This window comes from Streptomyces sp. GMY02 (genome assembly GCF_019056675.1).
GTDB classification, from domain to species: domain Bacteria; phylum Actinomycetota; class Actinomycetes; order Streptomycetales; family Streptomycetaceae; genus Streptomyces; species Streptomyces odonnellii.
Window position 1 is genome coordinate 2,302,435 of the sequence record NZ_CP077658.1, and the last position, 25,369, is coordinate 2,327,803.

General features: G+C 70.7%; 17 protein-coding genes and 1 pseudogene. 5 read left to right on the forward strand and 13 right to left on the reverse strand.

Features of this window, described 5'->3' with window-relative positions; translation table 11 throughout:
- Positions 1 to 41 precede the first annotated feature (41 nt).
- The 4 genes from KQY30_RS09570 to KQY30_RS09585 all read right to left on the reverse strand — a co-directional run bounded on the left by KQY30_RS09570 (position 42) and on the right by KQY30_RS09585 (position 7,753).
- On the reverse strand, positions 42 to 3,140 hold the full coding sequence (locus tag KQY30_RS09570) for a glycoside hydrolase family 3 N-terminal domain-containing protein (protein ID WP_217306458.1): 3,099 nt from the start codon (positions 3,138 to 3,140) through the stop codon (positions 42 to 44).
- A 128-nt stretch (positions 3,141 to 3,268) separates the two neighbouring features.
- Entirely contained in the window at positions 3,269 to 5,152 is a 1,884-nt protein-coding gene (locus tag KQY30_RS09575) for a discoidin domain-containing protein (protein WP_217306459.1), read from the reverse strand.
- Positions 5,153 to 5,325: 173 nt separating this feature from the next.
- Positions 5,326 to 6,741: a GH1 family beta-glucosidase gene (locus tag KQY30_RS09580; protein WP_217306460.1), complete on the reverse strand. Its 1,416-nt coding sequence runs from the start codon at positions 6,739 to 6,741 to the stop codon at positions 5,326 to 5,328.
- 34 nt (positions 6,742 to 6,775) lie between these two features.
- Positions 6,776 to 7,753, reverse strand: a complete 978-nt coding sequence (locus KQY30_RS09585; protein ID WP_217306461.1) for a LacI family DNA-binding transcriptional regulator — start codon at positions 7,751 to 7,753, stop codon at positions 6,776 to 6,778.
- Between the two features lie 294 nt (positions 7,754 to 8,047).
- On the opposite strand from KQY30_RS09585, the gene KQY30_RS09590 reads away from it, so the two are divergent.
- Positions 8,048 to 9,931: an RICIN domain-containing protein gene (locus tag KQY30_RS09590; protein ID WP_217306462.1), complete on the forward strand. Its 1,884-nt coding sequence runs from the start codon at positions 8,048 to 8,050 to the stop codon at positions 9,929 to 9,931.
- Between the two features lie 71 nt (positions 9,932 to 10,002).
- Here the strand turns inward: KQY30_RS09590 and cimA are convergent, their stop codons facing one another.
- The 3 genes from cimA to KQY30_RS09605 form a co-directional block, all read right to left on the reverse strand.
- The gene (cimA, locus tag KQY30_RS09595; RefSeq protein WP_217306463.1) at positions 10,003 to 11,610 is read right to left on the reverse strand and encodes a citramalate synthase; all 1,608 of its coding nucleotides are present in this window, start codon (positions 11,608 to 11,610) and stop codon (positions 10,003 to 10,005) included.
- Positions 11,611 to 12,007: 397 nt separating this feature from the next.
- Positions 12,008 to 13,096: a branched-chain amino acid aminotransferase gene (locus tag KQY30_RS09600; protein ID WP_217306464.1), complete on the reverse strand. Its 1,089-nt coding sequence runs from the start codon at positions 13,094 to 13,096 to the stop codon at positions 12,008 to 12,010.
- Positions 13,097 to 13,357: 261 nt separating this feature from the next.
- The gene (locus KQY30_RS09605; protein WP_217306465.1) at positions 13,358 to 14,407 is read right to left on the reverse strand and encodes a 3-isopropylmalate dehydrogenase; all 1,050 of its coding nucleotides are present in this window, start codon (positions 14,405 to 14,407) and stop codon (positions 13,358 to 13,360) included.
- A 128-nt stretch (positions 14,408 to 14,535) separates the two neighbouring features.
- On the opposite strand from KQY30_RS09605, the pseudogene KQY30_RS09610 reads away from it, so the two are divergent.
- Positions 14,536 to 16,178: pseudogene (locus tag KQY30_RS09610) on the forward strand (purple acid phosphatase family protein).
- 110 nt (positions 16,179 to 16,288) lie between these two features.
- Here the strand turns inward: KQY30_RS09610 and KQY30_RS09615 are convergent.
- Positions 16,289 to 17,251: a MerR family transcriptional regulator gene (locus tag KQY30_RS09615; protein ID WP_217310933.1), complete on the reverse strand. Its 963-nt coding sequence runs from the start codon at positions 17,249 to 17,251 to the stop codon at positions 16,289 to 16,291.
- 251 nt (positions 17,252 to 17,502) lie between these two features.
- Complete coding sequence (locus tag KQY30_RS09620) at positions 17,503 to 17,715, reverse strand: hypothetical protein (protein WP_217311536.1); 213 nt, start codon at positions 17,713 to 17,715, stop codon at positions 17,503 to 17,505.
- A gap of 199 nt (positions 17,716 to 17,914) precedes the next feature.
- Between KQY30_RS09620 and KQY30_RS09625 the strand changes: the two genes are divergently transcribed.
- Entirely contained in the window at positions 17,915 to 18,865 is a 951-nt protein-coding gene (locus KQY30_RS09625) for a phosphotransferase (protein ID WP_217306466.1), read from the forward strand.
- 89 nt (positions 18,866 to 18,954) lie between these two features.
- On the opposite strand, the gene KQY30_RS09630 is transcribed toward KQY30_RS09625, so the two are convergent.
- A complete protein-coding gene (locus KQY30_RS09630) occupies positions 18,955 to 19,869 on the reverse strand; it encodes a helix-turn-helix transcriptional regulator (RefSeq protein ID WP_217306467.1) in 915 nt (304 codons plus the stop codon).
- Positions 19,870 to 20,039: 170 nt separating this feature from the next.
- Between KQY30_RS09630 and KQY30_RS09635 the strand changes: the two genes are divergently transcribed.
- Positions 20,040 to 20,960 carry an alpha/beta hydrolase gene (locus KQY30_RS09635; RefSeq protein WP_217306468.1) on the forward strand — a complete coding sequence of 307 codons (921 nt, stop codon included), beginning with the start codon at positions 20,040 to 20,042 and terminating at the stop codon, positions 20,958 to 20,960.
- 38 nt (positions 20,961 to 20,998) lie between these two features.
- Here the strand turns inward: KQY30_RS09635 and KQY30_RS09640 are convergent, their stop codons facing one another.
- Positions 20,999 to 21,586 carry a TetR family transcriptional regulator gene (locus KQY30_RS09640; protein WP_217306469.1) on the reverse strand — a complete coding sequence of 196 codons (588 nt, stop codon included), beginning with the start codon at positions 21,584 to 21,586 and terminating at the stop codon, positions 20,999 to 21,001.
- A gap of 114 nt (positions 21,587 to 21,700) precedes the next feature.
- Between KQY30_RS09640 and KQY30_RS09645 the strand changes: the two genes are divergently transcribed.
- A complete protein-coding gene (locus tag KQY30_RS09645; protein ID WP_217306470.1) occupies positions 21,701 to 22,780 on the forward strand; it encodes an NAD(P)-dependent alcohol dehydrogenase in 1,080 nt (359 codons plus the stop codon).
- Positions 22,781 to 22,868: 88 nt separating this feature from the next.
- On the opposite strand, the gene KQY30_RS09650 is transcribed toward KQY30_RS09645, so the two are convergent.
- Both KQY30_RS09650 and pruA read right to left on the reverse strand, forming a co-directional pair.
- Positions 22,869 to 23,420 (reverse strand): GNAT family N-acetyltransferase, encoded by a 552-nt coding sequence (locus KQY30_RS09650; protein ID WP_217306471.1) that lies wholly within the window; start codon positions 23,418 to 23,420, stop codon positions 22,869 to 22,871.
- A 274-nt stretch (positions 23,421 to 23,694) separates the two neighbouring features.
- The gene (gene pruA / locus KQY30_RS09655) at positions 23,695 to 25,326 is read right to left on the reverse strand and encodes an L-glutamate gamma-semialdehyde dehydrogenase (RefSeq protein WP_046508762.1); all 1,632 of its coding nucleotides are present in this window, start codon (positions 25,324 to 25,326) and stop codon (positions 23,695 to 23,697) included.
- Between the last annotated feature and the right edge of the window lie 43 nt (positions 25,327 to 25,369).

Here is a 25,369-nt window from a genome sequence, read left to right on the forward strand (position 1 = left end):
CGTCGGTCCAGGTGCCTCACCCATGGGGGTTCCCGGGCTGATCAGGCCGCCTGGTAGGCCGCCGTCAGCTTGGCCACCGCACCGGCCGGGTCTCCGGTGAGCAGCAGATGGTCCGCCTCCGCGAAGGGCTTCGCCGAGGCGGCGGTGATGTTCCCGTTGATCTTCTGCTGGACGAGCAGCCTGGCCTGCCCCACCAGTTCCCTGGCCTGCGGCGACGAGCCGAGGCCCGCCTTCTGGAGCACCGTGGCCGCGACCCCGATCGCCGCGAGTGTCAACTGCCCGCCGCCGGGCGGCCGCTTGAGGGTGGTCAGCCCCCAGCCGTACGGGAACTGCGGGTCGTAGGAGGCGTCACCGACATTGATCGGCAGCGACTCGACCGACTTGGGCCAGGTCCGCGGGAGCTGTCCGGTGAACGCCCGCTTGCCGTAGAGGACATCGGCCACCCCGTCGCCCTCGCTGCCCGGCAGCCAGCTCGCCACCAGCGCGTCGATCTCGCCGAGCCGGTCGCCGATGAGCAGCGGCCGGCCGGAGACGATCAGGACCGCGCACTTCATGGCGGCGCAGACCGTGTCGACGGCCTGCTTGTCCTCGGCGGACAGCTCCAGGTCATGGCCGTTGCCGACATCGCCCTGCCCCTCCGCGTACGGCTTCTCGCCGACGACGACCACCCCGACATCGTGTCCGGCGGTGGGCGCGGAGGCGTCCCGCGAGTAGGTCAGGGAGCCGGGCGCGGCCTTCCGCATGCCCTCCAGAACGGTCGTCCCGACGGTGGTCGGTCCGGAGCCGCCCTGCCAGGTGATGGTCCAGCCGCCCATCTGGTTGCCCAGGTCATCGGCGTTGGAGCCCGCCACGTACACCTTCTGCGACGGCTTGAGCGGCAGGACCGCGCCGTCGTTCTTCAGCAGCACCTGCGACTTGGCCGCCGCCTCACGGGCCACCGCCCGGTGCGCGGGCGAGCCGATCTCGGGCAGATTGGCGGTGTCGGCGTACGGCTTCTCGAACAGGCCGAGCCGGAACTTCTGCTCCAGGATCCGGGAGACCGCGTCGTCGATCCGGGCGCGGCTGATCCGCCCGGCCACGACCTCGGCCTGGAGGACCGAGGTGAAGTCCTTGTACGCGGTCGGGACCATGATCATGTCGAGCCCGGCGTTGATGGACGTACGCACATCGCTCGGGTAGTCGCCGGGGATCTGGTCGATCGCCTGCCAGTCGCTGATGACGAAGCCCTTGAAGCCCAGCCGGTGCTTGAGCACCCCGTCGATCAGGGCACCGTCCGCGTGCATCTTGATCGCGGGCCGGTCCTCGTCGGTGATCTCCAGCGAGGAGTACGAGGGCATGACCGTGCCCACGCCCCGCTTCACCGCGTCCTTGAAGGGCGCGAGATGGATGGTCTCCAGCTCCTTCCTGGTGACCTTGGTGACGCCCTGGTCGATGGTGTACGAACCGGTCGTGGACGAGCCGTACTGGGTGCCGCCGTCGCCCACGAAGTGCTTGGCCGTCGCCAGCACCCTGTCGTTACGGTCCAGTTGGGCGCCGGAGGCCGGGCCCTGGAGGCCGTTGATGATCGTGGCCATGGAGATGACCAGCGCCGGGTCCTCGCCGAAGGACTCGTACGTACGGCCCCAGCGCTCGTCCCTGGCGACACAGAGGCAGGGCGCGAAGTCCCACGGGATGCCGGTGGCCCGCACCTCCTTGGCCGTCACCGCGCCGGTGCGCTCCGTCAGCGCGGGGTCGCGGGCCGCGCCGAGGCCGATGTTGTGCGGCATGATCGTCGCGCCGACGACATTGTTGTGGCCGTGCACCGCGTCCACGCCGTAGATCAGCGGGATCTGGAAGCGGGTGGCCTGGGCCCTGAGCTGGTAGGCGTCGATCATCTTCGCCCAGGCCTCGGGGGTGTTGGGGGTCGGTACGGACCCGCCGCCGGAGAGCAGGGAGCCGAGGGCGTACGTGGCGATGTCGCCCTGGGAGGTGAGCGCGCTGCGCTCGGCCTGGGTCATCTGGCCGGCCTTCTCGGCGAGCGAGAGCCGGGGCAGGAGGTCGGCGACCCGCTCCTTCACCGGCAGCGCGGGGTCGAGATACGGCAGGCCGTGGGCGTCGATCACCACCTGCGGGGTCTCGGCCGGGGCCCTGGCACCTTCGACGGTGAGGGCCAGCGGAACGGTTTCCGCGCTCTCGCCCGCGCGGTCCTTGAGAGTGGGGACCTCGACAACCCGGGAGGTGCCGGAGGGGGTGCCGGCCGGGAAGGTGAGCGTGCCGGTGACGGGCGTGTAGTCCTTGGCCGGCTCCGCCGTACCGCCCTCGGTGGTGTAACCGACGGTCACCGGCTCGTCGAGCGGAGCCGAACCGGTTGTCGCGACCGCGATCCGGACCTTGGCGGTGGCGCCCTCCTCGACCGGGTACACGGCCGCGTCCGTGACGACGTTCGCCGTCGGACCCGGGTCGCCCGTGCCGTACAGCTCCACCCCGTCCATGGCGAACCGGCCCGGCTCACCCGTCGGCAGGGTCAGCGCGTACCCCCACATCTCGGTGAGCCCCAGGACCTGGTCGATCCCGCCGACCGGCTGATAGTCGGTGCGGTACGTGAAGTCGGTGAAGGGGATCTCGACCTGGTGCCACCCCTCCCAGTCGTCGGTGAAGGAGGTCGTCCACAGCTCGGAGGCCTCGCCGTCGGCGCCGCCGTCCTTGATCTCGAAGTTGATCCTCCGGCCCGAACCGGGCGGCAGCGGCGCGGTGTTCTGCCCGTACCACCAGAAGCGGATGCCCCGGCGGGCCGACCAGTCGTGGGCCGGCTCGTCGAAGGCGAAGTCATGGCTGAACCCGCCGTACCCGCTGATGCGGTAGCTGCCTTCGAGGACCTGGTCGCCCTCCGGGGCGTCGGCGCGCTCCACCAGGCTCAGGGCGGGCGGGTCGTCGGAGTCGCCGCCCCAGGTGAATATGCCGCCCTCGGGCGGGCCCGCGAAGGGGACCTCGCCCTCGAAGCGGTCGACGGCCACCGGGTCCGGGTCGTCCGAGGCGGCGGACGGGCCCGCTCCGGCGAGGGGCAGCAGCCCCGCCAGGACGGCGGCGGCCAGCAGCCCGGCCGTTCTGCCCCTGCCGCCGGATCGTATGCCGCCGGATCGCGGTCTGACACGTACGCGCATCGTGCTCCTTGTCCGACGGTGCTCCCGGCCGCACCGCTGCGGCCGGGAGCCCTGCTGCTCTTACAGCGTCTTGCTCTTACGACGTCTGCTGCTCTTGCAGCGTCCTCTCACGGCGTCTGTGCGTGCCGCTACTTCTGCTCGACCCGCACCCAGTCCACCTCGGCCCTGATACCGCCCTGGGCGATCCGGTCGACGCTCGACTGGGGCAGACCCCAGTAGGGCTGGGTAACCTTGTTCCAGCCGGCCGGATAGGCACCGCCCAGAGCGAGGTTGAGAATCACGTACTGGTTGTGGTCGAAGACCCACTTGCCCCGGGTGGACTCCAGCTTCTGGCGGGAGGTCTCCTGGACGACCCGGTCGTCGACCGTGAAGCGCATGCCCTCGGGCAGCCACTCGACGGCGTAGGTGTGCCACTGGTCGGCACGTCCGCCGTTCGGGTAGTACTGCTGCTTGCCGATGTTGCCGTCGGCCGAGTAACCGGGACCGTGCAGGGCGGTGCTGGTCCAGTCCCCGTAGCCGATGTTCTCCATGATGTCCGTCTCGCCCGAACCCGGCCACGAGACGGACGGGTTGTCGACATCGCTGCCCAGCAGCCAGAAGGCCGGCCAGAAGCCGTCGCCGACCGGCAGCCTCATACGGCCGCTGACCTTGCCGTAGGTGAAGTCGAACTTGGTGTTGGTGTCGATACGGCCCGAGGTGAAGTCGTACCGGCCGCCGCCCGGCACGGTCGTGCAGCCCTTGCAGTACTTGGACTCCAGGATCAGCGCGCCGTTCTCGGTGCGGATGTTGTCCGGCGAGTCCACATAGGCCTGGGCCTCACCGTTGACCGAGCCCATCTCCGTACCCGTACGGACCACCCGCCACTTGCTGCGGTCCAGGCCCGAGCCGGTGAAGTCGTCGAAGAAGGTCGTACGGTATGCGCCGCCCGGGTTCTTGGGCAGCGCCGGATAGGCCGCCGCCGCGCTGCCGCCGGTGCCCCAGACCTGGAACTCGTACAGCGAGTAACCGAACTGGGCGGTCGCCGGGGCCGGGTTGTAGAAGGAGCGGCGCTCCCTGCCCAGCATCCGGATGTAGCGGGCGGTGGCCGGGGTGGCGAGGGTGATGGTGTCCCGCCGGCCCGCGGCCTCCCCCGGCGGCTTGACATCGGCGCGGCGGGCGGCGATCTCGGCGGCGGAGGGCCGGTGGACCGTGCGCCAGGTGCGGTTGTCGTCGGAGACCTGGAGTTCGTAGTCGACAGCGTAGGCCGCCTCCCAGTACAGGTCGACCGCCTCGATCCGGGACGGCGCGCCGAGGTCGACCCCGACCCAGCGGTCGGCGTTCCAGTCGCTGGCCCAGCGGGTCTGGTCGCCCCTGAGGTCGGCGGGCCAGCCGCCGTCGGTGACATAGGCAGGGGAGTTGCCGGCGTGCTGGTAGAGACCGCCGTACGCCGGGTGGTTCAGGGCCAGATTGGTCCGGGTGGTGGAGGCGGGCGCGGGCTCGCCCCCGTACACCTGGAAGGAGAAGAGGGAGTAGCCCCAGGCGGTCGCCCGCTGCACACCGCGCATCCGGACGTACCGGGCGGTGACTTCCTGGGGGTAGGTGTGGGCGGTGACGGTGCCGCCGGTGCCCTCGGTCTCGGTGTAGAAGCTGGTCCAGTTGGTGCCGTCGGTGGAGGCTTCGAGGACGTACTGCCTGCCGTAGGCGGCCTCCCATTCGAGCTTGACCTGGTTGACCCGGATGACGCTGCCGAGGTCGACGCGGATCCAGGCGGCGTCGGTGAAGTCGCTGGCCCAGCGGGTGGCGGCGTTCCCGTCGAAGGCTCCGCCGGGGCCCAGCTCGGGGCTCTGGACGCCGGAGGCGGTGACGGCGGCCGGGTTGACGGCGTAGGAGGCCGCCGCCCGGTCGGTGTTCCAGGCCGCGACCGCGGCGGCGGGCCGGGCGGACTGCTGGGGTGCGGGTGCGCTGAACGCGAGCGGGGCCGACAGCGCGAGCAGCGCGGCGGTGGCGGCCACCAGAGTCGTACGCGAGGGCATCGGTGCCTCCTGTGGGGGGAGTGCGGGTGTGTGGAGCGATGTCCGTACGGGTGGTGCGCGGTTCGGGTGGTGCGCGGTTCAGGAGGGTGCGTCAGTGCGGCGGTGCAGAGGTACGGAGGTGCGCGGTACGGCGTGCGGCGGTGCGCGGTACAGAGGTGCGGCGGTACGGGGTGCTACCGCGTGGCGTCCCGCGTGAGGCGGATCGTGTCGCGGTACCACTTGGCGCTGTCCTTGAGGGTCCTGGCCTGGGTGGCGTAGTCGACGCGGACGATGCCGAAGCGCTTGTCGTAGCCGTACGCCCACTCGAAGTTGTCCATCAGCGACCAGGCGAAGTAGCCGCGTACATCCGCCCCCCGCTGCCGCGCCTCGGCGACCGCCGCGATGTGGTCGGCGAGATACGCGGTGCGGTCGGCGTCGGGGACGGAGCCGTCGTCGGCGACGAGATCGTCGAAGGCGGCGCCGTTCTCGGTGATCACGGTCGGTACGCCGTAGTCGTGCTGGAGGCCCAGGAGCAGTTCGGTGAGTTCGCCCGGGGTGATCTCCCAGTCCATGGCGGTACGGGGCAGATCGCGCGGGACGCTCCGGGTGACGGGCAGCCCGTCGGCGTCCGCCGTCGCGCCGTCCTCGGTGGTGCCGGAGAAGAGCGCGCCCCGGTAGAAGTTGACCCCGAGGATGTCCAGCGGGGTGGAGATGACCGTCAAGTCCCCTTCACATACGGGGAGTTCGACCCCGCGCCCGGCCAGATCGGCGAGCACGTCCGCCGGGTAGCGGCCGTGCACGAGCGGGTCGAGATAGAGCCGCCGGCCCATTCCGTCGGCCCGGCGGCACGCCTCGCGGTCGGCCGCGCTGTCGGTCTCGGGGGTGGCGGTGCCCAGGTTGAGGGTGATGCCGAGTTCGAGCGGGCGGGTGCCGCCGGCCGCCTCGCGGATGCGCGAGGACGCCAGGCCGTGCCCGAGGAGCAGATGGTGTACGGCGTGCAGGGCGTCGCCGAAGTCCCGGCGGCCGGGGGCGTGCACACCCGCGTCGTAACCGAGCATCGCCGAGCACCAGGGCTCGTTGAGCGTGGTCCAGTGGGCGACCCGGTCACCGAGGGCCTCGTAGGCGAGCATCGCGTAGTCGGCGAAGCGGTACGCGGTGTCGCGGGCCGGCCAGCCGCCCGCGTCTTCGAGCTCCTGGGGCAGGTCCCAGTGGTAGAGCGTGATCCAGGGGGTGACGTTCCTGCGGTTCAGTTCGTCGATCAGCCGCTTGTAGAAGTCCAGCCCCTTGGCGTTGGCGCGGCCCCGGCCGCCCGGCTGGATCCGCGGCCAGGCGAGCGAGAAACGGTACGTGTCGACGCCGAGACCGGCGATCAGCTCCACGTCCTCGGGCATGCGGTGATAGTGGTCGCACGCCACATCGCCGTGCTCACCCCGTACGACGGCGCCCGGAACCCGGCAGAAGGTGTCCCAGATCGAGGGGGTCCTGCCGTCCTCGGCAGCCGCGCCCTCGATCTGGTAGGCGGAGGTGGCGACGCCCCAGCGGAAGCCGGCCGGCATTCCGGGGACCGCCACGGCGGGTCGGGTGAGCGCCTGTGGGGTGGTGGCGTTCATGGCTCTCCTGAGGGTGACGGGGCGATCTCCGGGGTTATGGGGCCGACTTCCGTACGATCAGTTCCGTGGGCAGGACCACCGGTTCGTCCGGCGCGGACGCCCCGCCGAGATGCCCGAGCAGCATCGACGCGGCCGTCTCGCCCATCTCGCGGGCGGGCTGACGCACCGTCGTCAGCGGCGGCTCGGTGTGCCGGGCCATCGGGATGTTGTCGAATCCGACCACCGCGATGTCGTCGGGCACACCGCGCCCGGCGGCCCGCAGGGCCCGCAGCGCGCCGGCCGCGCTGATGTCGTTGTGCGCGAAGACCGCGTCGAACTCGACCTGTCCGGCGAGGAGTTTCTCCACCGCGAGCCGTCCCGACAGCTCGGTGAAGTCCCCCACCACGACCAGATCGGTCGGCAGGATCTCCCGGAACCCGGCCAGCCGGTCCCGTACACAGCCGAAGTGCGCCGGGCCGGTGATGACCAGCGGCCTGCGCCGCCCGTCGGCCACGAGATGGCGGGCGGCGGACGCGCCTCCCTCGCGATTGGTGGTCACGACGGACGGGAAGTCCTCGGGGTGGCGGCCGCGGTCGTCGATCAGGACGACGGGCAGGCCCTTGCGGTGCAGGCCGATGATGGTGTCGAGGGTGTTCTCCGGTTCGACGACGAGGAGTCCGTCGAAGGCGCGGGCCGAGACCTGGGTGGTGAAGTGCTCCACCGACTCGGCGCCGCGGTTGCAGGTGAAGAGCAGCAGCCCGTAGCCGGCCGCCTCGATGGTGTCGACGACTCCCTGGAGGACCTCGCCCATCCACGGCCAGGTCAGCGACGGCACCAGCATCCCGACCGTACGGCTGCTGCCACGGGCCAGTCCGACGGCTCCCGAGCTGGGTACGTAACCGAGTTGGGCGATGACGGCGCGCACCCGGGCGGCCGTGGTGCGGTCGACCTCCCCCTTGGTGTTGATCACCCGGGACACGGTCGTCTTGCTGACGCCTGCCTGGCGGGCGACGTCGGCGATCGTGACACGCATCGGGGCCTCCGCGTCGAGGTGTGGAACCGGTACCGCAACCGCTTCCGGAACCGGTACCGGCGTTGGCCCGTGAGTTAACCGGCGCGCAACACAGCCGTCAATACTTCACGTCGAGATTGGTCCGCACCTTTGTGACGTACCAGGCCAGAAGCGGGCCAGGGGCATTATGCGTTCGGCTTGTGAAGGCGCGGACCCTTGACGGGAGTTCGCAACGGCAGTTCACTCACGCCGCAGGGAGCGACAGCGCACCATCGCAACACCCCCCACACCTCTGCCGAGAAGGGCAGCAGTCTTATGTCGAGATCGACAGGCGCCGGGCGGCGGCTGACACGCATTCTGCTCGCCGGAGCCCTCGCCACCGCCGGGCTCACCGGCCTCTCCGCCGGTACGGCCCAGGCCGCGGGCGAGCAGGTCAATATCTGGCTGACCACCACCGACGACGCGGGCGGACGGCATGTCACCCGCGGCCTCCAGCAGCAGACTCCCGTCGCCTTCCAGGCGGGCAACGGCGGCAGCGGCACCAATATCACCGTCGACGAGGGCACCCGCTATCAGACCTTCACCGGCGGCGGCGCCTCCTTCACGGACACCGCGGCCTGGCTGATGAAGGGCAGCGGCGCGCTCTCCCAGGCGACCCGTGACGACACGATGCGGAAGCTGTTCTCGCCCACCGAGGGCATCGGGCTCTCCTTCATCCGCAACCCGATGGGCGGTTCGGACCTCGCCCGCTTCGGCTACACGTACAACGATCTGCCGGCCGGTCAGACCGACCCGACGCTGTCGCGGTTCTCGATCGCCCATGACCTCCAGGACGTACTGCCGCTCACCAAGCAGGCCAAGCAGCTCAATCCGGCCCTCTCGACGATGGCCTCGCCGTGGACGGCGCCGGCCTGGATGAAGGACAGCGGGCAGCTCAACGGCGGCTGGCTGAAGGCGGAGAACTACGGCACGTACGCCGACTACTTCGTCAAGTACCTCCAGGCCTACCGTGACAACGGCATACCGGTCGACTACGTGTCGGCGCAGAACGAACCGACCTGCTGCGGCGGTTATCCCTCGATGAGCTGGAACGGCTCGGGTCTGGCGTACTTCACCAAGAGCGAGCTGCTGCCGAAGCTCCAGGGCGCCGGGCTCTCCACCAAGGTCCTCGCGCACGACTGGAACTGGGACACGTACGACGCGTACGCGGCGGAGACCGTCAATGACGCGGCGGTCCGCAACCACCCCAACTTCGGCGGGGTCGCCTGGCACGGCTACGGCGGCAACATCCAGAAGCAGACGGACGTGCACAACCAGTACCCGCAGATGAACGCCTTCCAGACCGAGCACTCCGGCGGCACCTGGATCGCCAACCAGCAGCGCGAGGACATGGCGAACATCATCGACTACACCCGCCACTGGGCGAAGTCGGTGACCAAGTGGTCCCTGGCGGTGGACCAGAACCGCGGTCCGCACAACGGCGGCTGCGGCACCTGCGACGGTCTGATCACGGTCCACAACGGTGACAGTCGGCACGGCCAGGTCGACTACACCATCGAGTACTACACGATGGGCCACCTCACCAAGTTCGTGAAGCCGGGCGCGCAGCGCATCGCCTCCACCGCCAGCACCACGGTCTCCAATGTGGCCTGGCGCAACCCGGACGGCTCCAAGGCGCTCATCGCGTACAACGACGGCACCGGCGCCCAGCAGGTACGGGTCAACTGGGGCGGGCAGAACTTCACCTACTCGCTGCCCGGCAAGACCTCGGCCACCTTCACCTGGGCGGGCACCCAGGCCGGCGGCTCGGACCGCAGCGGCACCCTGGCCGGGCTCGGCGGCAAGTGCCTGGACGTGGCGGGCGGTTCCACCGCCAATGGCACGGCCGTGCAGATCTACGACTGCAACGGCTCCACCGCCCAGCGCTGGACCCTGAAGGCCGACGGATCGGTCCAGGCCCTGGGCAAGTGCCTGGACGTGGCCGCCGCCTCGACGGCCAACGGGGCGAAGGTCCAGCTCTACGACTGCAACGGGTCGGGGGCACAGCAGTGGAGGTACGAGTCGGGCTCGGCCGATCTGGTCAGTGTCCCGGCCGACAAGTGCCTCGATGTGACGGGCAATACGTCGGCGAACGGGACCGGCACCCAGATCTGGACCTGCACCGGAGCCGCCAACCAGAAGTGGCGGCTCCAGAGCTGAGGCCCACGGCCTTCACCAGGTCCTGCTGCTCCCGCTGAGACCGTACGGGCCGGGGCCGGACCGCGGAGTGTCTACTCCGCCGGTTCGACCCCGGCCCTCAGCAGTCCATAGGTGTACGCGTCCTCCAGCGCCTGCCAGGAGGCCGCGATCACATTCTCGGCGACCCCCACCGTGGCCCAGTCGCCGGTGCCGTCCGAGGTGGTGACCAGCACCCGGGTGGTGGACTCGGTGCCGTGCCTGCCCTCCAGGATCCGCACCTTGTAGTCCACCAGCTCCAGCTTGGCGAGCTGCGGATAGATCTGCTCCAGGCCCACCCGCATCGCCCGGTCCAGCGCGTTGACCGGCCCGTTCCCCTCAGCGGTGGCGACGATCCGCTCGCCCTTGGCCCAGAGTTTCACGGTGGCCTCATTGGCGTGCGTCCCGTCCGGCCGGTCCTCGACGATCGCCCGCCAGGACTCCGTACGGAAGTAGTTGCGGGGCCTGCCCTCCGCCTCCTCGCGCAGCAGCAGTTCGAAGGAGGCGTCGGCCGCCTCGTACGTATAGCCCTTCAGCTCACGCTCCTTGACCCGGCCGACGACCCGGCCGACCAGATCGCGGTCGCCGCCGAGGTCGATGCCGAGTTCCTTGCCCTTCAGCTCGATGGAGGCGCGGCCGGCCATGTCGGAGACGAGGGTGCGCATGCTGTTGCCGACCAGTTCGGGCGTGATGTGCTGGTACAGATCCGGGTCGACCTTGATGGCGGAGGCGTGCAGCCCGGCCTTGTGGGCGAAGGCCGACACCCCGACGTAGGGCTGGTGGGTGGAGGGCGCCAGATTGACGACCTCGGCGATGGCGTGCGAGATCCGGGTCATCTCGGCGAGGGCGCCCGCGGGCAGGACCTTCTTGCCGTACTTCAGCTCCAGGGCGGCGACGACCGGGAAGAGATTGGCGTTGCCGACGCGCTCGCCGTACCCGTTGGCCGTGCACTGCACATGGGTGGCGCCCGCGTCGACGGCGGCGAGGGTGTTGGCGACGGCGCAGCCCGTGTCGTCCTGGGTGTGGATACCGATCCTGGCCCCGGTGTCGGCCAGCACGGTGGCGACGACGGCGTGGATCTGCGCGGGCAGCATGCCGCCATTGGTGTCACAGAGGATCACCACATCGGCCCCGGCCTCGGCGGCGGTCCGTACGACGGCCTTGGCGTACTCGGGGTTGGCACGGTAGCCGTCGAAGAAGTGCTCGCAGTCGACGAAGACCCGGCGGCCCTGCCCGCGCAGGTACGACACGGTGTCGCGGATCATCTCCACGTTCTCGTCGAGGGTGGTGCGCAGGGCCAGCTCGACATGGCGGTCATGCGATTTGGCGACCAGCGTGATCACCGGGGCGCCCGACTCGACCAGCGCCCTGACCTGCGGGTCCTCCGAAGCCTTCGCTCCCGGCCGCCGGGTGGCGCCGAAGGCGACGAGCTGGGCGTGCCGGAACTCGATCTCCTGCCGGGCGCGGGCGAAGAACTCGGTGTCGCGGGGATTGGCGCCGGGCCAGCCGCCCTCGATGAAGCCCACGCCGAACTCGTCCAGGTACCGGGCGATGGCCAGCTTGTCGGCGACCGTCAGATTGATGCCTTCGCGCTGTGCGCCGTCGCGGAGCGTCGTGTCGAAGACATGGAAGCTGTCGTCGCTCTCCGTGGACAGAGTGGTCATGGTGGGTTGCTCCTGTCGAGTGGATTGGTCTGGCTCCACTTGCCCCCATCGTCGCGCGCCGTCCGCCTCCGGCCGGGGTGGGGCCGGAAAACGAAAAAACCTCTCGCGGGTGCGAGAGGTCTGCGCGCGGGTCTGAGGCACGGTGCCCGCGCCGTACATGGTGGTACGGGGCGGTCACTGCGGACCGGCGCGCTTGCTGCCGATAATCATGGCGAACGAGAGCACGGGGCGATTTTCGCATGTCTTCCGTGACGGGGCAGAGCCGTCTCACCATACGGTCGCGGCCCGCTCCGCCGCAGCTCGGGGGCGGTACGGCCACGCGGCCCCGAGCCGGAGGCGGTACGGCCGCGCGGGCCCGTCCCGGTCGGGGCGGGCCCGCGTGAGTGTACGGACCGGATCAGCCGAGGTCGTGCATCCAGCCGTGGGTGTCGGGGACCACACCCCGCTGGATGTCGAGCAGCGCCGTCCGCAACTCCATGGTGACCTTGCCCGGCTCGCCGCCCGACTGGGTCCACTCGCCGGCCGCCGACTTGACCAGGCCGACCGGGGTGATCACCGCGGCCGTACCGCAGGCGAAGACCTCGGTGAGGGTGCCGTTCTCGGTGTCGCGGCGCCAGTCGTCGGTGGAGATCCGGCCCTCCTCGGAGGTGTAGCCGAGGTCGCGCGCCACGGTGAGCAGCGAGTCACGGGTGATGCCCGCGAGCAGCGACCCGGTCAGTTCGGGGGTCACGATGCGGTCCCCGTACACGAAGTACAGATTCATCCCGCCCATCTCCTCGACCCAGCGGTGCTCCAGCGCGTCGAGCCAGACCACCTGCTCGCAGCCCTTCTCGGCCGCCTCGGCCTGGGCGAGCAGGGACGCCGCGTAGTTGCCGCCGGTCTTGGCGAAGCCCATGCCGCCGGGGACGGCCCGGACGTAGTTCTCCGAGAGCCAGACCGAGACGGGCTTGACGCCCCCCGGGAAGTAGGCGCCGGCCGGGGAGGCGATGACCAGGAAGAGATACTCGTTCGCCGGGCGCACCCCGAGGCCGGCCTCGTTGGCGAACATGAACGGTCGCAGATAGAGCGACTCCTCGCCGCCGTGCGCGGGCACCCATGCCTTGTCCTGCCGGACGAGCGCGTCGCAGGCGGCGATGAAGGTCTCCACCGGCAGCTCGGGCATGGCGAGTCTGCGGGCGGAGCGGCGGAAGCGCTCGGCGTTGGCCTCGGGCCGGAAGGTGGCGACCGTGCCGTCGGGGCGGCGGTAGGCCTTGAGCCCCTCGAAGATCTCCTGTGCGTAGTGCAGCGCCATATTGGCCGGGTCGATCGAGAGCGGCGCATACGGCACGAGCTGCGCGTCGTGCCAGCCCCGTCCCTCCGTCCACTTGATCGTCACCATGTGATCGGTGAAGTGGCGGCCGAATCCCGGATTGGCCAGGATCGCGTCCCGCTCGGCGGCGGACAGCGGATGCGAGGAGGGCTTCAGCTCGATCGTGGGCGTGGTCATGAATACTCGTCCTTCACCGTTTGTGTGTGCCGGACCGCGCTCACGCCGCTGCTTGTGCTAGGACGTCCGAGCATTACCGTATGCCGCGGCCCACGCAGATTATCGCGCGGGCGCCGCGGCGTAGGAACACAGCGGACGAACGGGGTGGATACGGCCCGGGGCTGGGGTGGTGGTGCTGCCCGCTGGATCATCGGCGCCCGATGGCCGCACAGCACAGCCGCCGGGTTCCGAAGGACCCGGCGGCTGTGAGGAGTCGACGGGTCAGCTCGCTACTCGTACGGCGAGCGCGTCGCCGATCTCGTCGGTCGTACGGGCGGCTGCCGCCGGGGTGTCCCGGCCGGCGAGATCGGCCACGACGGCCTCCTCGATCCGGCCGGCCTCGGCGTCGAAGCCCAGGTGACGCAGGAGCAGAGCCACGGAGAGGACCGTGGCGGTGGGGTCGGCCTTGCCCTGGCCCGCGATGTCCGGCGCCGACCCGTGGACCGGCTCGAACATGGACGGGAACGTACGGTCCGGGTTGATGTTCGCGGACGCGGCCAGGCCGATGCCGCCGGTCACGGCCGCGGCCAGGTCGGTGAGGATGTCACCGAAGAGGTTGTCGGTGACGATCACGTCGAAGCGCTGGGGCCGGCTGACGAAGAAGATCGTCGCCGCGTCGACATGCAGATAGTCGGTGGTGACCTCGGGGTACTCGCGGCCGACGCGGTCGAAGATGTTCTTCCAGAGGTGGCCCGCGTGGACGAGGACGTTGTTCTTGTGGACCAGCGTCAGCTTCTTGCGCGGACGGGCGGCGGCGCGGGCGTAGGCGTCACGGACCACCCGCTCCACGCCGTAGGCCGTATTGACGCTCACCTCGGTGGCCACCTCGGCGGGCGTACCGGTGCGCAGGGAACCTCCGTTGCCCGTGTACGGGCCCTCCGTCCCTTCCCGTACGACGACGAAGTCGATGTCCGGGCTGCCGGCCAGCGGAGTGGCCGTATGCGGGTAGAGCTTGGACGGGCGGAGATTCACATAGTGGTCGAAGGCGAAGCGCAGCTTGAGCAGCAGACCGCGCTCCAGGACGCCGGACGGCACGGACGGGTCGCCGATCGCGCCGAGCAGGATCGCGTCATGGCCCTTGAGGGCTTCCAGCTCCGCGTCCGGGAGGGTCTCCCCGGTTCGGTGCCAGCGGCCGGCGCCGAGGTCGTACTCCTTGGTCTCCAGCTTCACATCCTGGGGCAGGACGGAACGCAGGACCTTGAGGCCCTGGGCCACGACCTCCTGACCGATGCCGTCACCGGGGATCACTGCGAGATTGAGGCTGCGAGACATGCCGGCACCCTACTCCGCGTCCCAGCCCATGACATGGCGCGTCCACTTCGTGGACAGGCCGTGTTCCGTTCGCCGTGTATACGCCCGGGATCCACCCGGGAGCCATTCTCCGGTGTCACATTCTGTCCATGGATACCCCTCGCGTCGGGATTCCCGACGGTCTCGCCTCCCGGATGAGCATGGCGGAACAGCACGAGTATCTGCGCGGGCGGATCAGGCGGATCGGGCAGGGCCGCGTCGGGGGCGGCTGGGGGCCGGGGGTGGCTCGTCGGCCGGCGGCTTCGGGCGGCGGGGGCTGCTGCGGGCGGGGGCGCTGGCGGCGGGCACGGTGGCGGGGGCGGGGCTGCTGGGTTCGAGCGCGGCGCCCACCGGTGTTTCACCGGTTTCCCTGGGGTCGCCGGTCACTCCCCGGGTGGACGGATCACTGGTCGCCCCCTTCGGCAGGCATCTCGCCTTCGGAGCCGACCCGAGGACACAGATGACGGTCTCCTGGCAGGTGCCGTTCCCGGTGCGGAAGCCGTTCCTGCGCGTGGGTCTGAAGCCCTGGGAGCTGAGCCGGAAGATCGAGGCGGAGGTACGGCCGCTGCACACGCCGTCGCTGACGGACGAGCTGCCCGCGGTGGACCAGTACTACCTTCATGTGTCGCTGGAACGGCTCCACCCCGGCACGACGTACTACTACGGCGTGGGGCACGAGGGCTTCGACCCGGCCGACCCGCGCCGTCCGACCACGGTCTCGACCTTCCGTACCGCACCGGCCGCCGCCCGTGCCGAGGCCTTCGTCTTCACCGCCTTCGGCGACCAGGGTGTCTCGTACGACGCGCTCGCCAACGACCAGGTGATCCTCGGTCAGAACCCGGCCTTCCATCTGCACGCGGGCGACATCTGCTACGCCGACAGCAGCGGCCAGGGCACCTCGTCGGACACGTACGACGCACGGGTCTGGGACCAGTTCCTGGCGCAGACCGAGACGGTGGCCTCGCGTGTGCCGTGGATGGTGACGACCGGCAATCACGACATGGAGGCGTGGTACTCCCCCGACGGCTACGGAGGCCAGAACGCCCGCTGGACCCTGCCGGGCGGCGGCCCCGACCCGGTGAAGTCACCGGGCGTGTACTCCTTCACCTACGGCAATGTGGGTGTGGTGGCGCTGGACGCCAACGACGTCTCCCACGAGATCCGCGCCAACACCGGCTACACGGACGGCGCCCAGACCCGCTGGCTGGACCGCCGCCTCGCCGCCCTGCGTGCGGACCGGGACATCGATTTCATCGTGGTCTTCTTCCACCACTGCGCCTTCTCGACGACCAGCGCGCACGCGTCGGACGGCGGGGTACGGGAGGCGTGGGTACCGCTGTTCGACAAACACGGCGTCGATCTGGTCGTCAACGGCCACAACCACGTCTATGAACGGACCGACGCGCTCAGGTCCGGTACGGTACGGCGCCGTGTCGACATCGGCGAGAGCGTCGACTCCGTACGGGACGGCATCGTGTACGTCACGGCGGGCGGCGGGGGCAAGGCGCTGTACAGCTTTCCGTCCCCGGACAGCTACGAGGGCCATGGGGCCGAGGTGGAGTCCGTCCCCTCGTACCACTGGTCCGAGGACGGCACGAAGAACCCGGAAACGGTCGAGTGGTCCCGCGTCCGCTACACGGGCTTCTCGTTCCTGGCGGTGGAGGTGACGGCCGGGAGCCGCCCGAAGCTGGAGGTCACGGCCCTGGCCGAATCGGGGGCGAGGGTGGACCACTTCACGGTGACGCGGGGGTAGGTCCCCGGCGAGGGCGTGCATTCGGCAACACGGTCGCGACCGTCGCGACCGTCGCGACCGGAATCCGGGGGGGCGGCCGGACGGTCGCCGGTGAGGGGCGCGGGCCCTGCTCAGGGCCGGACCCGGACGCGCAGAGCGAGGATGGTCCAGTCGAGCGCCGGTTGCAGGCTTTCCGGAGCGGGCCAGCCGTTGATCACCGCGAGAAGCCGGAGGTACCGCTCTCTGCGCGGGTCGTTCATGCTTTCCAGCCGGTCCAGCAACCGTCGGCGGGCCCGGGCTCGGTCCTCCCCCTCAACCTCTCCATCAACCTCTCCGTGAAGGAAACGCGCGCAGCGGCTCATGAGGTCCGAGACGATCGGGTCGGCTTGGGGTGACGAGGCGTCGACACCGGCCGCGACGGCCTGGGCGACGCGGTCACGGACGGTCGCGACCAGACCACCTCGCGGCACGAACGGAACACCCCCCGCGCGCTCGGCGGCCTGATGCTCGGCCATCAGCCGCATGTGCGCCCGGAAGTCCGTGTCCTGTGCCAGTTCGGCCAGTTCCACCCACGCCTGGACCTGTTCCGGATCGGGGTCCTCGGGCAGCTCCGGAGTCATCGAGCACATGACCCCCGCGAACTCCCGGTCGGCTCCCACACCGCCGAAGGCGGCGTCGAGAAAGTCGTCGACCAGCCGTCGGCGCTCGGCTTCGGACAGTGTGGCCAGCTTGTGCATGAGAGCGGTCTCCTCGGGGGTGGCGCGGCGTTTCGCCACGGCAGTCAGAACCGCGCGCCGCAGCCGCAGGACCCGGATCTGCATGTCCAGGTCCTCGACCTGCGCCGCGGCGACCTCGGGCAGTACCGGCGCCCGGTCCATGACCTGACGGATGGCCGCCAGCCCGAGTCCCAGATCACGCAGGGCCCGCACAAGGTCCAGGCGTGCGAGGGCGTCGTCCCCGTACAGACGGTGGCCGACCGGGCTACGGCCGGCGGGCGGGACGATCCCGCAATCGGCATAGAACCGGATGGTCTTCACCGTGACCCCGGTCCGCCGGGCCAGCTCACCGATCGAATAGAGCGCGTCACCGTTCACACCCATAGCTTCGAGGCTCCCCTTACGGGAGACGCAAGCTCACGTCAGAGTCCCGCGCCCGGCAATCGATCCGCACGAGGCGGCGGCGTGCTGTACGACGACACCCGTATCCACTGGACCGTCGCGGCGCAACTGATGGTCGCGTTGCGCCGCTGCCCCGTCGTGGAGCTGGAGGCCGAGTACACGCGGTACGGGCCCCGGGCCGGCCGGTGGGCTGGTCAATGGTCGACGCCAACGCCCGCTCAACGGCGTCAGTGGCCCGTCGCGCCGCCGTTGTCGCGGCGGTCCAGGGCGCGCTGGAGGGCGGCCGCGGCATTCTTGCGGTCGGATTCGCTCGTACGGGAGGTGTGACGGACACGGCGGACGGTCGTCTCGGCCATGGTGATCGACTCCTTGAGATAGCTGAACCACGCGGTGGGGTCACGGGATGCATCTACGAGGCGCCGGATGGGGCGGGGGGCCATGCGCCGCAGGGGTTACCTGCCAGGGGCGCTGCCCTCGACCGCCATTCGCTGGATGGAGCGAGACGTTCGGCTCATTCCAAGCTAAGCGAGCGGCGGCGCCCTGTCTCTATATTTACTCGGACTTCCTACTATCTGAGACGGCACCCCCTCCGACCTGCGGCTGAGCAAGGCACGCCACGCCGGTCCTTAGTCTGGGCCCATGAAGGAAGGCGGCGCGGTGCTGTCCCCGGCGATCACGGCATGGTGCGCGCGCGAGCTGGGGGCCGTGCCTGTCGAGCGGCTGTTCGCCTCGGCGCAGATGTCGGAGGTGGCCGCGGTACGTCTGGACGACGGCCGCCGGGTCGTCATCAAGGCGCGGCCGGACGAGTCGGATCGCGCGCGGTCCTGTGTGGAAGTGCAGCGAGCCCTCGCGGACAGCGGATTTCCCTGCCCCCGGCCGCTGACCGCCGTCGCCGTCGTGGACGGCCGGGCGGTCCACGCCGAGCAGTGGCACCCCGGGGGTGACATGCTGCGCGACGACGGGCCGGAGACCGCTGCCAAGTTCGCCGTCCTGCTCGCGACGCTGGTCACGCTGGCACGGCAGGTACGGGTCCGGCAGGTACGGGTCCGGCCGCCGCTGCCCAATCCCGTGTGGCTGCGCTGGGACCACGCGGAGCCGGGGCTCTTCCCCGCGTACGACTGGCACGACTCCCGGGCCGGCCTGGTCGCCGTACCGCCGGACCTTGAGCAGACGGTCGTACGCGTACGTGCCCGGATGGCGCGCGCCGCGTCGCTGGAGCGTACGGTCGGCCACGGGGACTGGGAGTCACAGAACGTACGGTGGCGGGGCGAGGACTCACACGCGGTGCACGACTGGGACAGCCTGGCGTGGCTGCCGGAGGCGGCGATCGCGGGGGCCGCGTCCGGGACCTTCGCCAGCACCGAGCACCCCACGCTCGCCTCGGTGGACAGCTCGGCGGCCTTCCTCGACGCGTATCAGCACACGCGGGGCCGGGCGTTCACCGACGAGGAACGTCAGGTCGCCTGGGCCGCGAGCGTATGGCCGACCGCGCACAACGCCCGCACCGAGATCCTGTACGACAAGCCCCCGATCGCCCTCCACGCCCTACGGAACCAGGCCGACGAACGCCTGACACGCGCCGCCGCATGAGCGCGCCGCGGCTGTCGCCCTGCACGTGACGCGGCGTCCCGGGGCGGACCACCGGCGCGTCATTCGCTGGATGACGCGGGACGTTCGGCTCATTCCGAGCCGAGTGAGCCGCGTTCCGCGGTCCGTTCGTCGTGCGTCTGGCCCGGGCGTGACGCCCACTGGAGGAGGAAACGCAGTGCTTGCTGGGACGGGGAGCCGGGTGGGGCCGTGTAGGCGATCAGTTGCTGGTCGGGTTGGGTGTCCACGGAGAACTGCTGGACGTCCAAGGTGATGCTGCCCGCGACGGGGTGGAGGTAGGTCTTGGTGAGCTGGCGCGGCCCGCGGACCCGGTGGCTGGCCCACCAGGTGCGGAAGTCCGGATCGCGCAGGGACAACTCGCCGATCAGCGCGGCCAGCGCCTGGTCCTTGGGACAGCGGCCGGCTTCCATGCGCAGAACCGCCACGCACTCGCGCGCGGCCCTCGGCCAGTCCGCGTACAGCGAGCGGTAGGCGTCGTCGAGGAAGGTCAGCCGGATCAGATTGCGTTCGGCGGGGGCAAGCGCGCCGAAGTCGGTGAGCAGGGCGACCGCGCCCCGGTTCCAGGCCAGGACGTCCATGCGCCGGTTGAGGATCATGGCGGGGACGTCGTGCATGGTCGAGAGCAACTGCTGGAGTTGCCGGTCGACCTGCTGCCTGCCCGGTCGCGGCGCGGGAGCGGCGGTGGTGACGTCGGCGACGGTCAAGAGGTACGCACGCTCGTCCGGCGCGAGTTGCAGCGCGTCGGCAAGCGCGTCCAGGACCGGCCGGGAGACCCGGCGGGTGCGCCCCTGCTCCAGACGGACGATGTAGTCGATGCTCACGTGCGCGAGCTGGGCCAGCTCCTCACGGCGCAGGCCCGGCACCCGGCGCGGCCGGCCGTCGTCGGGAAGGCCCAGCCGCCGCGGATCGAGGGCGGCGCGGCGGGCGCGCAGGAAGTGGCCCAGCTCATTGCCGCCGGAGCCGGAAGCGTTGGCCTGGAGTTCCATGAGTCCAGTGTCCGCAGGCGGACAGCCGCGCGCCTGGTACTGGCGTGCATAGGCAGCACCCTCCCTGGTGTCCGCGGTACGCCGACGCCAGCGTGGACGCGTGGCCACCGGCAGGCGGCCACCGGAGCCCGCACACCGCGAGCCCGTCCCTCCGCGACCGGAGCACCACTATGAGGACCAGCGTCACCTTTCCCAGTGCCGGCCTGAAGCTCGCCAGCCATCTGTACACCCCGGACACCCCGGACGACGGGGCTGTCGGCCCGTACCCGGCCGTCGTCGTCGGCCACCCCGGCAGCGGCGTGAAGGAGCAGGCCTCCGGCCTGTACGCACGGCACCTGGCCGGCCAGGGCTTCGTCGCCCTCGCGTTCGACGCCGCCCACCAGGGCGAGAGCGAGGGCGAACCGCGCGGCCTGGAGGACCCCGCCCAGCGGGTCGAGGACATCAAGGCGGCGGTCTCGTTCCTCACCACCCGCGACGATGTCGACCCCGGCCGTATCGGGGCACTGGGCATCTGCGCCTCCGGCGGCTACGCCCTGACCGCGACCGCGTCCGACCACCGGATCAAGGCCGTCGGCACCGTCTCCGCCGTGGACATCGCCCGCCAGTTCCGTTACGGCGCCGACGGCGCGCAGGACCCGGCCGTCTTCCGGGGCATGCTCGACGCGGCCGCGGCCGCACGGACCGCCGAGGCCCTCGGAGAGGGAGTCGGGACCTTCCCGCTCTTCCCCGGCACCGAGGAGGAGGCACGCCAAGGCGGCCCGCATGTCTTCGAGGGCTGGGAGTACTACCGCACGCCTCGCGCCGGGCATCCACGGTCGGCCGAGTCGTTCACCTGGACCAGCGTCGACCGCGTCGCCGCCTTCGACGCCTTCTCCTCCGTCGGCCTGATGGCGCCGCGCCCGCTGCTCATGATCGTCGGGCGCGCGGCGGTGACCTCGTGGATGAGCGTGGAGGCGTTCCGGAAGGCACACGGCCCGAAGGAGCTGCACTGGATCGACGGCGCCACCCACGTCGGCCTGTACGACAAGGACGAGTACGTCACGCCTGCGGTCGAGAAGCTGGCCGGCTTCTTCCGCGCCGGGCTGGCTTGAGCCCAGGCCGAGGCCCACGCCGAGACTGAGACTGAGCTTCAGCCGGCCGCCACAGCGCGGCGGACGCTCTCACGGAGCAGAGCTCGCCGCTGGTCGTGCACCTCGGGAGGTTCCTCGGCCGTCGCCGCGTAGACGTTGCTGACCGGGGACCAGGCCATGGACATGGCGATGACCATGGTCATCACGTCGAACGGGTCGCCCTGCCGCACCAGGCCGGCGGCCTGAGCCTCGGCGATGGCGCGCAGCTTGCGGTCGTCGAGGCGGTCGCGGCTGTCCACCAGGTGCCCGGCCGGGCGTCGCTCCAGGCGTACCCAGGTGGCCAGCCGGATGAGGTCGGGACGGCGGAGGTACTCGTCGTAGAGGCGTACGGCCCAGTCCGCGAGGTCGTTGGCGTCGATCGGGACGACGTTCACGATCCGCTCCAGCGAGCCGAAGAAGATGGCGTCGAAGAGCCCTTCCTTGTTTCCGAAGTAGGCGTAGAGCTGCGCCTTGTTGGTGCGTGCGGCGGCCACGATCCGCTCGACGCGCGCTCCGGCGATGCCGTGCTCGGCGAACTCCTGGGTCGCCACATCGAGGATGCGCCGGTACGTCGCCGCTCCACGCGGGTTCAGGGGCTGGTCAGCCATGCCGTCACGCTATCAACACGCCGCCCCACCACCAAACAGAACAGTTGGTTTGCCCAGCGGGGCGGATACGGCTACCTTGAGACAGACCGAACAGTCTGTTTGAGGAGATGTGCTGTGCGAACAACAACCGGCTGGCAGGCGGACGGCGCGACGGCGACGCTGCGACGGACGCCCCTGAAGCGGCGTGACCTGCGCCCCGACGACCTCGCGATACGGGTGGACTACTGCGGCGTCTGCCACACCGATCTGCACGCCGTACGCAGTCACGCCGGCGGCAACGGTCACGACGGTCAGGACAGTCAGGACGGCGGAGAAAGCCGCCGGCTGGTACCGGGGCACGAGTTCACGGGCGTGGTGACCGGGACCGGGCCCGCGGTCACCGGCTTCTCCGTCGGCGACGCCGTGGCGGTCGGCAACATCGTCGATTCATGCGGCGAGTGCGCCATGTGCGTGGCAGGCCAGGAGAACTTCTGCCACGCCTTCCCGACCCTGACCTACAGCGGCGTCGACCGGCACGACGGATCGACCACCTTGGGTGGCTACTCCCGTGAGTACGTGGTCCGCGACCGGTTCGCGTACCCGCTTCCCGCAGGTCTGGACCCGGCCGCCGCCGCTCCGCTGCTCTGCGCCGGGATCACCGTCTGGGAACCCCTGCACACCCTGGGCGTGGGTCCCCACAGCCGCGTCGCCGTGGCGGGGCTGGGCGGCCTGGGTCATCTCGCGGTCAAGATCGCCGTGGCGCTCGGCGCCGACGTGTCGGTCATCAGCCGCTCGCCCGACAAGGCCGACGACGCCCGCCGTCTCGGCGCCCACGGCCTCGTCGTCTCCACGGACCCGGAACAGATGGCCGGCGCCCGTGACCGGTTCGACGTGGTCATCGACACCATCTCGGCCCCGCACGACCTCGGCCCGTACCTGCGCCTGGTCGCCATGGACGGCACGCTCAGCCACCTCGGGCACCTCGGGCCCGTCACCGTGGAGACCATGGACCTGCTCCTGGGGCGCAAGAAGCTCAGCTCGGCGGGCAGCGGCGGCAGGCCGGCGACCGCCGCCATGCTGGACTTCTGCGCCGAGCACGGCATCACCGCCGATATCGAACTGCTCCCCTCGGCGCGAGTGAACGAGGCCCTCGACCGGCTCGGACGCAACGACGTCCGCTACCGCTTCGTACTCGACATGTCCGACCTGAGCTGACCACCGCATGTCCGCCGCATGTCGGCCCCTGCGCCGACCACCGCATGTCCAGCCCGCGTCGCGTTGCGCGTCAGCTCCAACGCGCGCGCTACAGCACGTCCCCCTCGCGCCAGTCGAAGATCAGCGCGCCCGAAGGCCCGGGAAGCGGGCGGCCCGCCGCCGACCGCAGATACGCGGAGCCCTCCTCCTCCGGGAGGCGGACCACACCGTCGGGGGTCAGGGCCTCGATCGTGCCCTGCCACTGGTGCCAGCGCCTCGCGCGGTACAACCGCTCGCCGGCGTCGGAGGCCGAGAGCGCTCCCAGGTCGTACGCGCCGTCGATCACGCGCTCCAGCGCCGCCATGACCCGGCCGCCGAGACCCTGCCGGTGGCGGTCGGGCCGTACCGCCACGGACTCGACGTACCCGACGCGGTACGAGCGGCCCTCGTACAGCACCCGCCGCTGGATCACGCTGCCGTGCGCGAGGAACGCGCCGTCCGGCGCGCGTACGAACGCGTGGACGCCGCCGAGTCCGTGGTCCCAGTCCTCGTCCGTGAAACCGCTCTCGAAGGCCGTGTCCATCAGGGCGCGTATCCCGGCGAGGTCCGCCGGGAGCAGCTCGAAGGTGTGGGCGGTGCGCAAGGACTCCGGTTCCGTCATGCGCGCCACTCTCCCAGGGCGCGGCGCGGCCTTCCAGGGCCGCGCCGCGGACGTGGGTCGCCCCCGTACCGGAAGGGGGAGCCGGTACGGGGGCGGGTCTGTGGGGCGGGCGGCCGACCAGGCCGGAACACGGCCGAGGCCGAACCCGCCCGGGGCCGACGCCTCAACCCCGGGGCCAACGCCTCAGCCGAGGGCCAGCGCCTCGGCCCAGCCCGGCCCAGGCCAGCCCGGCCCAGGCCAGCCCAGGCCAGCCCAGGTCAGCCCAGGCCAAGTCTCAGCCCATGTGCGGGTAGCGGTAGTCCGTCGGCGGCACCAGCGTCTCCTTGATCGAGCGCGTCAGCGTCCACCGCATCAGGTTCTGCGGCGCCCCCGCCTTGTCATTCGTACCGGAAGCGCGCCCGCCGCCGAACGGCTGCTGCCCGACCACCGCGCCGGTCGACTTGTCGTTGATGTAGAAGTTCCCGGCCGCGTACCGCAGCTTCTCCATCGCGTCGGCAGCCGCCGCCCGGTCGTTCGCGATGACCGAGCCGGTCAGGGCGTACGCGCTCACCGACTCCATCTGCGCGAGGACCGACTCGTACTCCGCGTCCTCGTACACATGCACCGCGAGGATCGGGCCGAAGTACTCGGTCGTGAAGACCTCGTTCTCCGGGTCGCCGCACTCGATGACCGTCGGCCGTACGAAATAGCCGACCGAGTCGTCGTACGTACCGCCCGCGACGATCGTGCACGTCGGGTCCGCCGCCGCGCGGTCGATCGCCGCCTTGCTCTTGGCGAAGGCGCGCTCGTCGATGACGGCGCCGATGAAGTTGCCCAGATCGGTGACATCGCCCATGGCGATCCCGTCGGTCTCGGCGGCGAACTCCTCCTTGAAGCCGTCGTTCCAGATCGACGCCGGGATGTACGCACGCGAGGACGCCGAGCACTTCTGGCCCTGGTACTCGAAGGATCCCCTGGTCAGCGCCGTCTTGAGCACGGCACGGTCGGCGCTCGGGTGGGCGACCACGAAGTCCTTGCCGCCGGTCTCGCCGACGATCCGCGGGTACGAGCGGTACTTCTCGATGTTGTTGCCGACCGTCTTCCACAGGTGCTGGAAGGTCCTGGTCGAACCGGTGAAGTGGATACCGGCCAGGTCCGGGTGGGCCAGGGCCACCTCGGAGACCGCGATCCCGTCGCCCGTCACCAGATTGATGACGCCCTTGGGCAGCCCGGCCTCCTCCAGCAGCTCCATCAGCAGCACGGCTGCCAGCGTCTGCGTCGGGGACGGCTTCCAGACCACGACATTGCCCATCAGCGCGGGCGCGGTGGGCAGATTGCCCGCGATCGCCGTGAAGTTGAAGGGCGTGATCGCGTACACGAACCCTTCGAGCGGGCGGTGGTCGAGCCGGTTCCAGACGCCCGGCGAGTTGGCCACCGGCTGCTCGGCGAGCAGGTCACGGGCGTACGCGACATTGAACCGCCAGAAGTCGATCAGCTCGCAGGGCGTGTCGATCTCGGCCTGCTGGGCGGTCTTGGACTGGCCGAGCATGGTGGCGGCGGCGAGCGTCTCGCGCCAGGGGCCGGCCAGCAGTTCGGCGGCGCGCAGGATGATCGCGGCGCGGTCGTCGAAGGCCATCGCGCGCCAGCCGGGGGCGGCGGCGAGCGCGGCGTCGATCGCGTCCTGGGCGTCCTGCTGGGTGGCGCCGGCGAACGTACCGAGCACGGCGTGGTGGTTGTGCGGCTGTACGACATCGACGCGCTCGCCGCCGCCCATCCGCTTCTCGCCGCCGATGGTCATCGGCAGGTCGACGGGGTTCTCGGCCAGCTCCTTGAGCTTGACTTCGAGACGGGCGCGCTCGGGCGAGCCGGGCGCGTAGCTGTGCACCGGCTCGTTGACCGGCGCGGGAACACGGGTCACAGCGTCCATGGTTGCCGAATCTCCTTCATCAGTGGGTCAGTCGGGGGGCGGG

Coding starts and splice junctions, on each gene's coding strand:
- KQY30_RS09585 (WP_217306461.1), bottom strand. CDS start 7,753: ATGCGTGTCACGATCGCCGACGTCGCCCGCCAGGCAGGCGTCAGCAAG.
- cimA (WP_217306463.1), bottom strand. CDS start 11,610: ATGACCACTCTGTCCACGGAGAGCGACGACAGCTTCCATGTCTTCGAC.
- KQY30_RS09640 (WP_217306469.1), bottom strand. CDS start 21,586: ATGGCTGACCAGCCCCTGAACCCGCGTGGAGCGGCGACGTACCGGCGC.
- KQY30_RS09580 (WP_217306460.1), bottom strand. CDS start 6,741: ATGAACGCCACCACCCCACAGGCGCTCACCCGACCCGCCGTGGCGGTC.
- KQY30_RS09635 (WP_217306468.1), top strand. CDS start 20,040: ATGAGGACCAGCGTCACCTTTCCCAGTGCCGGCCTGAAGCTCGCCAGC.
- KQY30_RS09590 (WP_217306462.1), top strand. CDS start 8,048: ATGTCGAGATCGACAGGCGCCGGGCGGCGGCTGACACGCATTCTGCTC.
- KQY30_RS09620 (WP_217311536.1), bottom strand. CDS start 17,715: ATGGCCCCCCGCCCCATCCGGCGCCTCGTAGATGCATCCCGTGACCCC.
- KQY30_RS09575 (WP_217306459.1), bottom strand. CDS start 5,152: ATGCCCTCGCGTACGACTCTGGTGGCCGCCACCGCCGCGCTGCTCGCG.
- KQY30_RS09570 (WP_217306458.1), bottom strand. CDS start 3,140: ATGCGCGTACGTGTCAGACCGCGATCCGGCGGCATACGATCCGGCGGC.
- KQY30_RS09630 (WP_217306467.1), bottom strand. CDS start 19,869: ATGGAACTCCAGGCCAACGCTTCCGGCTCCGGCGGCAATGAGCTGGGC.
- pruA (WP_046508762.1), bottom strand. CDS start 25,326: ATGGACGCTGTGACCCGTGTTCCCGCGCCGGTCAACGAGCCGGTGCAC.
- KQY30_RS09625 (WP_217306466.1), top strand. CDS start 17,915: ATGAAGGAAGGCGGCGCGGTGCTGTCCCCGGCGATCACGGCATGGTGC.
- KQY30_RS09605 (WP_217306465.1), bottom strand. CDS start 14,407: ATGTCTCGCAGCCTCAATCTCGCAGTGATCCCCGGTGACGGCATCGGT.
- KQY30_RS09650 (WP_217306471.1), bottom strand. CDS start 23,420: ATGACGGAACCGGAGTCCTTGCGCACCGCCCACACCTTCGAGCTGCTC.
- KQY30_RS09600 (WP_217306464.1), bottom strand. CDS start 13,096: ATGACCACGCCCACGATCGAGCTGAAGCCCTCCTCGCATCCGCTGTCC.